Origin of the sequence: uncultured Amaricoccus sp. (genome assembly GCF_937858865.1) — a bacterium.
Taxonomy (GTDB): domain Bacteria; phylum Pseudomonadota; class Alphaproteobacteria; order Rhodobacterales; family Rhodobacteraceae; genus Amaricoccus.
In genome coordinates this window covers 1-8847 of the sequence record NZ_CALLYO010000105.1, presented here as the reverse complement: position 1 = coordinate 8847, position 8847 = coordinate 1, and the positions used below count along the sequence as shown (strand labels likewise).

4 protein-coding genes and 1 pseudogene are annotated in these 8847 nt (G+C 72.1%); 2 read left to right on the top strand and 3 right to left on the bottom strand.

Features of this window, described 5'->3' with window-relative positions; all coding sequences use genetic code 11:
• The 3 genes from Q0112_RS02845 to Q0112_RS02835 form a co-directional block, all read right to left on the bottom strand.
• Nucleotides 1–3176 (bottom strand): hypothetical protein (locus tag Q0112_RS02845; protein ID WP_297971127.1); only part of this gene is annotated, 3176 nt, incomplete at its 3' end.
• A gap of 108 nt (nucleotides 3177–3284) precedes the next feature.
• Nucleotides 3285–3773: a hypothetical protein gene (locus Q0112_RS02840; RefSeq protein WP_297971125.1), complete on the bottom strand. Its 489-nt coding sequence runs from the start codon at nucleotides 3771–3773 to the stop codon at nucleotides 3285–3287.
• Nucleotides 3774–3778: 5 nt separating this feature from the next.
• Nucleotides 3779–7195 (bottom strand): indolepyruvate ferredoxin oxidoreductase family protein, encoded by a 3417-nt coding sequence (locus Q0112_RS02835; protein ID WP_297971123.1) that lies wholly within the window; start codon nucleotides 7193–7195, stop codon nucleotides 3779–3781.
• A 223-nt stretch (nucleotides 7196–7418) separates the two neighbouring features.
• Between Q0112_RS02835 and Q0112_RS02830 the strand changes: the two genes are divergently transcribed.
• Entirely contained in the window at nucleotides 7419–8324 is a 906-nt protein-coding gene (locus Q0112_RS02830; protein WP_297971130.1) for a LysR family transcriptional regulator, read from the top strand.
• A gap of 255 nt (nucleotides 8325–8579) precedes the next feature.
• A pseudogene (locus Q0112_RS02825) lies at nucleotides 8580–8847 on the top strand (phosphoribosylformylglycinamidine synthase II); the annotation flags it as partial.

The window sequence follows — 8847 nt, the reverse complement described above, 5'->3', positions numbered from 1 at the left end:
AGCACCGGCGCCACCACCCGCTCCCCGAACCGCCGCCGGATGCCGAAGGCGTGCCGCAGGAGCAGGTTGGCATAGAGCCCCGGCCCGCTCGAATAGACCCGCCACCCCCCTTCCGCCGCCACCGTCCCCGCCCGCGCCCGCTCCCACTCCGCACTGGCCCGATACCGGTCCGGAAAGGCCGCGTCGCTGCTGCTGAAGTACGCATTCCGCTGCCGCCGCGCCGCATTCGCCACCCGCTCCGCCACCCCCACCGGGTTCGCCACCTCGAGCGCCTCCCAGACCGCCTCCGCCTCCCCGAGCGCCGCCATCGCCTCCCCGTAGCGGAGATGGGCATGCACATACATGAGCCCGATCTCCCGCCCGAAGAAGGCCGCCGACTCCGCCCGCCGGAACACCTTCTCCGGCCCGCCGCGATAGGCCACCGGCCGGTCCATCAGCCGCGCCCCGTCCGGAAAGAGCAGATGCTGCCGGATGATCTCCAGATGACGCCGCGCCTGCCCCTCGTCGAAGATCCCCCCGATGATCCCCCGCGTCATCGGCAGCAGCGAATAGCTCAGGCCCGTCCGCCGATCCGACGGATGCAGCAGCAGCTCCGGCTCGCCCCCCTCGGCATCGAAGAGCGCATAGCCCGCCACCGTCCCGTCCCGGACCAGGTGCCGGTGGAAGTCCTCCCGCACCGCCGCGGCCAGCCCCGCCGTCTCCGCCGCCGCACCGCTCCGCCCGGCCCGCTCCAGCACCTCGGCATACCGGCTCAGCTGCTGGAAGAGCAGCGCCACCGTCCAGCTCGACACCATCCAGTCCCGCATCCTCGGATCGGCCGGCTGCAGCGAGTCGTTCCAGTCCCCCTCGCCGTAGCGGATGAGCCGCGTCCCCGGGATGAACCGCTCCCGTACCGTCGCGACCAGCTTCGCCACATGCGCCGCCACCGGATCCCGCCGCTCCGTCGCCGCGAAATCCTCCTCCCGCCGCCAGGCCACCGGCTCGTCGAGGAACCCGAAATCCCCCGTCGCCTCCACATAGTCGCAGAGCGCCTTCAGCGGCCAGACGATCACGTCCCCATGGCTGTGCCGGTCTCTGATCTGCGCATAGGGCTCGAGCATGAACCACTGCGGCCAGTCCCCCCGCCCCTCCTGCTGCTCCGCGAAGACGATCCGCAGGATCTCCCGCACCGGCGCGTCGTGCTCGAAGGCGAGCAGGAACTCGACCGGCCCCTGGCAGACGTCCCGCGTCCCCCAGGCCGCGCCCCCCGACTGCTCGAGCCCGTGCGGCACGGTCAGGTGCACCATCGCGTTCTGCGCCAGCCATGGCATCGCCGCCGCCACCCCCGCCACCGCCTCGCCCTCGAGCCGCAGGCAGCGCACGAGGTGCCCCCAGTAGTCCGTCGCCGGCGCGAGGCTCGCCGCCTCGTCCACCCCCCGGGCGTGCCGCGCCGCGAGCCGCTCCGCCTCCTCCGGGTCGGCCAGCGCGCCGACCACCGCGAAGGCGAGGGCATCCGTCGGCCGCGTCCGCAGCGCGACGAAGGCGCCGCCACGGGCGATCCCGTCCGGATGCAGCAGCTCGTCCCCGCCGATCGCCTCGACGGCGCCGGGCGTGCTGGTCACCAGATGATAGACTGCCCGCGGATACCGCTGGCCCCAGAGCGAGGCCGGGTCCGGCCGGAAGGCGATCCGCCGCGCCCCGGCGTCGATCTCCACCCGCCCCGCCTGTTCGAGCTCGCGCTCGCCGAGCACCAGCCCGCCGAAGACGAGGAAGCGGCAGGGCGCGCCCTCGACCGCGATCCGCCACTGCAGCGCCGGCGCGTCGCCGGCGGCGACCAGCCGCACGGTGACGGTCCGGCCGGCGAGGCGGTAGATCCAGCGGCAGTCGCTCAGCCCCATCTCGAAGACCGAGGGCTCGGCCAGCAGCCGCCAGCCGCCCTCCTGCTCGATCAGGATGCGCAGGCCGCCGGAGCGGGTGATGTTGTAGGGGTCGCGCGACGCCGAGAAGAGCCGGTGGAAGGAGGTGTTGCCGAGCGAGAGGAGCGAGGCGAAGACCCCGTGCATCCAGGCGGTCGCGCACATGGTCGTCTCGTCGGGCAGCATCCCCTGGCCGGTGCGCAGGATCGCGCCGTGCCGCCGGGCGAGGGTCCGCTCCTTCTCGCGCAGCACGACGTGGCGGTTGAGGGCGCCCTCCGGCAGGAAGAAGGAGAGGAGCCGGCCCTCCGCCCGCTCCTCGAGCATCCGCCCGGGGTAGCGGGCGGCGACCTCCGCCTCGCCCAGCGGCTCGCCGGCGAGGGGCGCGGCGTCCTGCAGCAGGCTCCGCGGCGGCGGGGCGAGGGGCACCGGGCGGGGGCGGAAGTCGGCGAGCGCCTCGCGGGCGAGGTCGAGCCGGGCGAGGTCGGCCTCGCCCGAGGCGAGCGGGTGGTCGGGCTCGTAGAGGGCGAAGAAGGTCAGGCCCGCCTCGCCGCCGGGCCCGATGGTCAGGGCAGGGGCCTCGAGCATCGGGCAGGCGACCTCGTGCTGCAGCCGTTCGCCCGGCAGGCCGGGGCCGATCCGGCCGGAGTCGCGGTAGGCGGGGCCGAGGAGCTGCATCGCGTCGGTGGCGAAGGCGGCGGCGCCCTCGAGGCAGCCGTGGGCGACCCAGGGATGGGCGCCGGCCTGGGCGAGGTTCTGCCGGCTCATCACCACCGGGCCGAAGGCGGGGTGGGCGGCGATGTGGTGGTCGAGGTACTGCGAGGCATAGGCCTCGTTGCCGGTCACGAAGCCGCGGGAGCCGAGGCCGAGGTCCTGGACCAGAGTCGCGCGCGCCGTGACGGGCTCGCGGCCCGGGTTGGCGAGCTCGAGGCGCCAGAGCCAGAGGGGCAGGCGGGGGTGGAGCCAGAGGGTGGCGCGGTGGCGGAGGCCGGCGGTCGCGCCTTCCCAGACGAAGCGGTCCTCCCCCGCGCCGACCGAGACGCGGGCGCCGGGGCCGACCGCCTCGGCCACCGCCGGGCCGACCCGCAGGAGCAGGCGGGCGATGCCGCCGTCGAGCGGCGAGCCGAGGATCTGGCTGACGAGGGTGCGGCCTCGGTCGTGCGCATGCTCGATGGCGAAGAGGCAGCCGTTGGGCAGGAGGCTGATCGAGAGGCCGGAGGCGGAGGCGATCGCCCGGAGGCCGAGGCCGCCTTCCCGGGGCGTCTCGAAACCGCGCGGCGGCATCAGGCGGCCACCGATTTCGCGCGCGAAACTATAAGCAAGTCATTGATATTAAATGGATTCATAAATTTCTTTAACTCTCTGTCAAGAAATGGCCGCCCGGCGCAGGGGTCACGGGCGGGTCATGGTGACGATGAGGTTCGGATAGTCGGAGACGGGGATGGCCGGATCGTACCAGCCCCAGGGGCCGCCCCACATCCAGGGCGTCGGCCCGTACAGGGGAGACGGCCCCCAGCCCCAGGGCGACTGCTGCCAGCGGGTGACGATGCGGGTGCTGCCGGTGCCGACGAGATCGCCGGCCTGGCAGGTGGCGGTGATCCGCGGCGACTGCGGGCCGAAGTTGGGGACGACGACGCGCGAGGGGGTCACCACCTCGGCCTCGTAGAGGCTGGAGGCGAGCTGGCATCTCGCCCCCACCACCTCCTGCCGCTCCCCGCCCTCCGCGGGGAGGAAGGTGCGGACGAGAAAGGCCGCCTCGCCCTGGACGGCGTTGAAGCGTCCGCCGGCGACGGTGACCTGGCGCTCGACCGGGACGCCGCCGGCGCAGGCCGCGAGGAGGAGGAGCGACACCGCCGCGAGAGCGCGCAGGGGGAGCGCCACCGGCGTCACTCCGCCGCCTGCAGGGCGGGCCGGCCGCCGGCGGCGAAGGCCGCCCTGAGCTCGGCGCGGCGGACCGCGGCGGCGGCGGCCGCCTCGGCCTTGACCGGGCCGAAGCCGCGGATCTCGAGCGGCAGCGCGGCGAGCGCCAGCGCGGCGCTGCGGTTCCCGGGCGTGAGGCCGGCGAGGATCATCTCCATGTCGCCCTCGTATTCCATGATGAGCGCCCGCTCCATACGCCGCTCCGCGCTGTGGCCGAAGGGGTCGAAGGGCGTCCCGCGCAGCCACCGGAAGCGGCGGAGGATGCCGAAGGCGGTCAGCATCCAGGGGCCGAAGGTCCGCTTCCGCGGGCGCCCCGAGGCATCGGTCCCGCCGAGGAAGGGCGGCGCGAGATGGAAGCGGATGGCGCGGACGCCGGTGAAACCGGCGTCGACCGCCGCCTTCAGCGTCTCGGAATGCAGCCGGGCGACCTCGTACTCGTCCTTGTAGGCGAGGAGCTTGTGGTAGGCGCGTGCCATGACCGCCGCGAGCTCGGGATCGACGCGCCCGGCAGCGGCGATGCGCTCGCGGTAACGCCGGGCGAGGCGCTTGCCCTGATAGGCGACGAGCTGCGCCGCGCGGCGGTCGACCAGCGTGGCGAGGTCCTGCGCCGGCGGCGGCGCCTTCGGCGCGACGGCGGCCGCGGCCTCGGCCGGATGCGAGACCGCCCAGCGGCCGATGCGGAAGGCCTGCCTGTTGCCCTCGACGCCGGTCGCGTTGATCTCGATGGCGCGCAGCAGCGCCTCCTCGCCGAGCGGCACGAGGCCGGCCTGCCAGGCGGCGCCGAGCATCAGCACGTTGGCATAGATGGCGTCGCCGAGGAGCCTCTCGGCGAGGCCGGTCGCGTCGAGCACGCCAAGCGCCTCGTCGCCGATCCGGGCGCGGAGCGCGAGCGACAGCCGGTCCCGCGGCATCTGGAAGTTGCGGTCGCGGGTGAAGTCGCCGGTGACGATCTCGTGGCTGTTGAGGATGGCGCGGGTGCGCCCGCGGGCCATGAGCCCGAGGGTCTTCGCGCCGGCCGAGGTGACGAGGTCGCCGCCGATCAGCGCGTCGGCCTCGCCGACCGCGACGCGGATCGCCGAGATGGCGGCCGGCGTCTCGGCGAGGCGGACGTGGATGTAGACCGAGCCGCCCTTCTGGGCGAGGCCGGCCATCTCCATCTCGCCGACGCCCTTGCCCTCGAGATGCGCGGCCATGGCGATGAGCGCGCCGACGGTCACGACGCCGGTGCCGCCGACGCCGGTCACGACGATGTTCCAGGTGCCGCGGATCGTGGGCAACTGCGGTTCCGGCAGGTCGGGCAGCGCGAGCGCGGCCGGCCCGGCCTTGCGGACCTTGGCGCCCTCGAGGGTGACGAAGCTCGGGCAGAAGCCCTCGAGGCAGGAGAAGTCCTTGTTGCAGGAGGACTGGTCGATCATCCGCTTGCGGCCGAACTCGGTCTCGAACGGCAGGATCGAGACGCAGTTCGACTGCACGCCGCAGTCGCCGCAGCCCTCGCAGACGTCGGGGTTGATGAAGACGCGCCGGTCGGGGTCGGGGAAGGTGCCGCGCTTGCGCCGGCGGCGCTTCTCGGCGGCGCAGGTCTGGATGTAGATGAGGGCCGAAACGCCCGGCAGCTCCTGCATCGCGCGCTGCACGGCGTCGAGCTCGCTGCGCTCGTGCATGCGGACCTCGCGCGGGAAGGACTTGGGGTCGAGCTCCTCCTTTGGGTCGTAGACGCCGACGACGTTCTTCACCCCCATGGCGACGAGCTCGCGGGCGATCTGCTGCGCGGTGAGGCCGCCCTCGTTCGGCTGGCCGCCGGTCATGGCGACGGCGTCGTTGAAGAGGATCTTGAAGGTGATGTTGACGTTCGCGGCCAGCGCGGCGCGGATCGCCTGCACGCCGGAATGGTTGTAGGTGCCGTCGCCCATGTTCTGGAAGACGTGCCTGCGGGTCGAGAAGGGCGCCTGGCCGATCCAGTTCGCGCCCTCGCCGCCCATGTGGGTGAACTCGTCGGTGTTGCGGTCCATCCAGCGGACCATGTAGTGGCAGCCGATGCCGGCGTAGCCGCGGGCGCCCTCGGGCAGGCGGGTCGAGGTATTGTGCGGGCAGCCGGAGCAGAACCAGGGCTTGCGGGCGGCGATCTCCTCGGCGTTGTCGGCGCGCACCGCGTCGTCGAGGACGATGAGGCGGGCGCGGAGCGCGTCGGTGTCGAGGCCGTCGGCGACGAGGAGCGCGCCGAGGGTGCGGGCGATCTTCACCGGGTCGAGCGCCTGCTTGACCGAGAAGACCGTCTCGCCCCTCTCGTTCTTCCAGCCGGTGACGCGGCGGCCGCGGCGGTCGTCGAAGATCGCCTCCTTGATCTCGACCTCGATGAGCTTGCGCTTCTCCTCGATGACGATGATGTGCTCGAGGTCGTGCGCCCACTCGCGGAAGCTCTCCATGTCGAGCGGCCAGACCAGCCCGACCTTGTACGTCGTGATGCCGAGCCGGCGCGCCTCGGCGTCGTCGATGCCGAGCAGGTCGAGCGCGTGGGTGGTGTCGAGCCAGGATTTTCCCGAGGAGACGATGCCGATGCGGGCGGAGGCGTCGCCGTGCACGCGGCGGTCGATGCGGTTCGCCCGCGCGAAGGCCTCGGCGGCGAAGCGCTTGTAGTCGTGCAGCCGCGCCTCCTGGGCGACCGGGTTGTCGCCGGCGCGGATGTTGAGCCCGTCGGGCGGCAGCGGGAAGTCGGTCGGGGTGACGATCCTCAGCCGGTGCGGGTCGCCGTTCACCACCTCGGTGACCTCGATCGTGTCCTTCACGCACTTGAGCCCGACCCAGAGGCCGGTGAAGCGGGAGAGCGCCCAGCCGAGCAGCGTATAGTCGAGCACCTCCTGCACGCCCGCGGGCGACAGGATCGGCATCATCGCGTCGGCGAGGGCGAATTCGGAGTGGTTGAGGACCGAGGAGCTCTCGGCGGTATGGTCGTCGCCGAGGCAGGCGACGACGCCGCCGTATTCGGCAGTGCCCGCCATGTTGGCGTGGCGGAAGACGTCGCCGCAGCGGTCGACGCCCGGGCCCTTGCCGTACCAGAGGCCGAAGACGCCCTGGACGCGCCCCTCGCCGTGCAGGTTCACCTGCTGGCTGCCCCAGAGCGCGGTGGCGGCGAGATCCTCGTTGAGGCCGGGCTCGAACTTGATGTCGGCCGCCTCGAGCTCCTTCTGCGCCTTCCACATCTGCTGGTCGAGGCCGCCGAGCGGCGAGCCGCGGTAGCCGGTGGCGTAGCCGGCGGTGACGAGGCCGGCCGCCTCGTCGCGGGCCTTCTGCATCAGCAGGGCGCGCACCAGCGCCGGGATGCCGCCGAGGAGAACCCTTTCCCGGGAGAGATCGAAGCGGTCGGTGAGGGACACGTCGTGCAGCATGCCAAACCCGTGGTCGAGACCCGTCGCCGGCTTGAAACATAAGCCGGAATCGCCCGCGAACGAGGCCAATTTCGTGCGATCCGCGCAATCGGACAGAAAATGGCGCGCTCGGCGGTAAACCGCGAAACTCGCCGCTTCTCGGGGGCTTCCGCATGGAATATATGGTAATGCCTGCAAGAACCATTACATGGGCAGCGCCCATCAGGGGCGGATGCGGGACACCATGGACTGGGACAAGCTGCGAATCTTCCATGCCGTGGCGGACGCCGGCAGCCTGACCCGCGCCGGCGAGACGCTGCACCTCAGCCAGTCGGCGGTGAGCCGGCAGATCCGGGCGCTGGAGGAGAGCCTCAACACCACGCTCTTCCGCCGCCATGCCCGCGGGCTGCTGCTGACCGAGCAGGGCGAGCTCCTCTTCGACGCCACGCGCACGATGACCAAGCGGCTCGAGGCGGCGGCGGCGCGGATCCGCGACAGCGAGGACGAGGTCTACGGCGAGCTGCGCGTCACCACGACGACCGGCTTCGGGACGCTGTGGCTGGCGCCGCGGCTCAGCCGGCTCTTCGACCGCTACCCGAACCTGAAGATCGACCTGATGCTCGAGGAGCGCATCCTCGACCTGCCGATGCGCGAGGCCGACGTCGCGGTGCGGCTGAGGGAGCCGAGCCAGGCCGAGCTGATCCGGCGGCGGCTGATGGACGTGCGCATCCGCCTCTACGCCAGCGAGGACTATGTCGCGCGCCACGGCCTGCCGACGACGCCGGCGGATCTCGCCGGCCACCGGCTCATCACCCAGAGCCCGAGCTCGCCGCAGGTCCGCGCCGGGGCGGAGTTCGTGCAGCCCTTCCTCGCCGCCGCGCCCGCCTCCTCGCTGACGGTGAACAACTACTTCGGCATCCTGCAGGGCGTCATCAACGGCCTCGGCATCGGCTCGCTGCCCGACTACCTGAGCGGGCCGGGGATGGTGAACATCCTGCCGGGGGAGCAGAGCGCGCTCATCCCGATCTACCTCGCCTACGTCGAGGAGCTGCGCCATTCCAAGCGGGTATGCGCGTTCCGCGACTTCATGCTGGAGGAGATCGCCGCCTTCAGGCGGGAGTCGCCCAGCCTCAGCGAGGCGGGCGCGTGAGCCATGCGCCGCCGATATAGCGGCCATGCACAAGAATTGTGCATCGCCACTTGCCGGCCGCCGACGTTCCGGCTATATTACAACTCGAAGTTGGGCAGCCATCGGCGACGTCCTCTTCAACCTCCCTGTTGGACTTGGGCCGAGCTAACGCTCGGCCTTTTTTTCGCCCCGGCGGCCAGTCATGGTCCGGAGCCGGGCCTTTCGCTCGCCGGGCGCACGCCCTAAAAGGCGGTCGAGCCAGCCCGGGGAGCGCCGATGTCCGATACTCTCATTGACCGCGAGCCCGGGATCACCGACGCGCTTGTTGCGGCGCACGGGCTGAAGCCGGACGAGTACCAGCGTATTCTCGACCTCATCGGCCGGGTGCCGACGCTGACCGAGCTCGGAATCTTCTCGGCGATGTGGAACGAGCATTGCTCGTACAAGTCGTCGAAGAAGTGGCTCCGCACCCTGCCCACCACTGGGCCGCAGGTGATCTGCGGCCCGGGCGAGAACGCCGGCGTCGTCGACATCGGGGATGGCC

Excerpts from the sequence above, each read along its gene's own strand:
- Q0112_RS02835 (WP_297971123.1), bottom strand. The coding sequence starts at position 7,195 with ATGCTGCACGACGTGTCCCTCACCGACCGCTTCGATCTCTCCCGGGAA.
- Q0112_RS02830 (WP_297971130.1), top strand. The coding sequence starts at position 7,419 with ATGGACTGGGACAAGCTGCGAATCTTCCATGCCGTGGCGGACGCCGGC.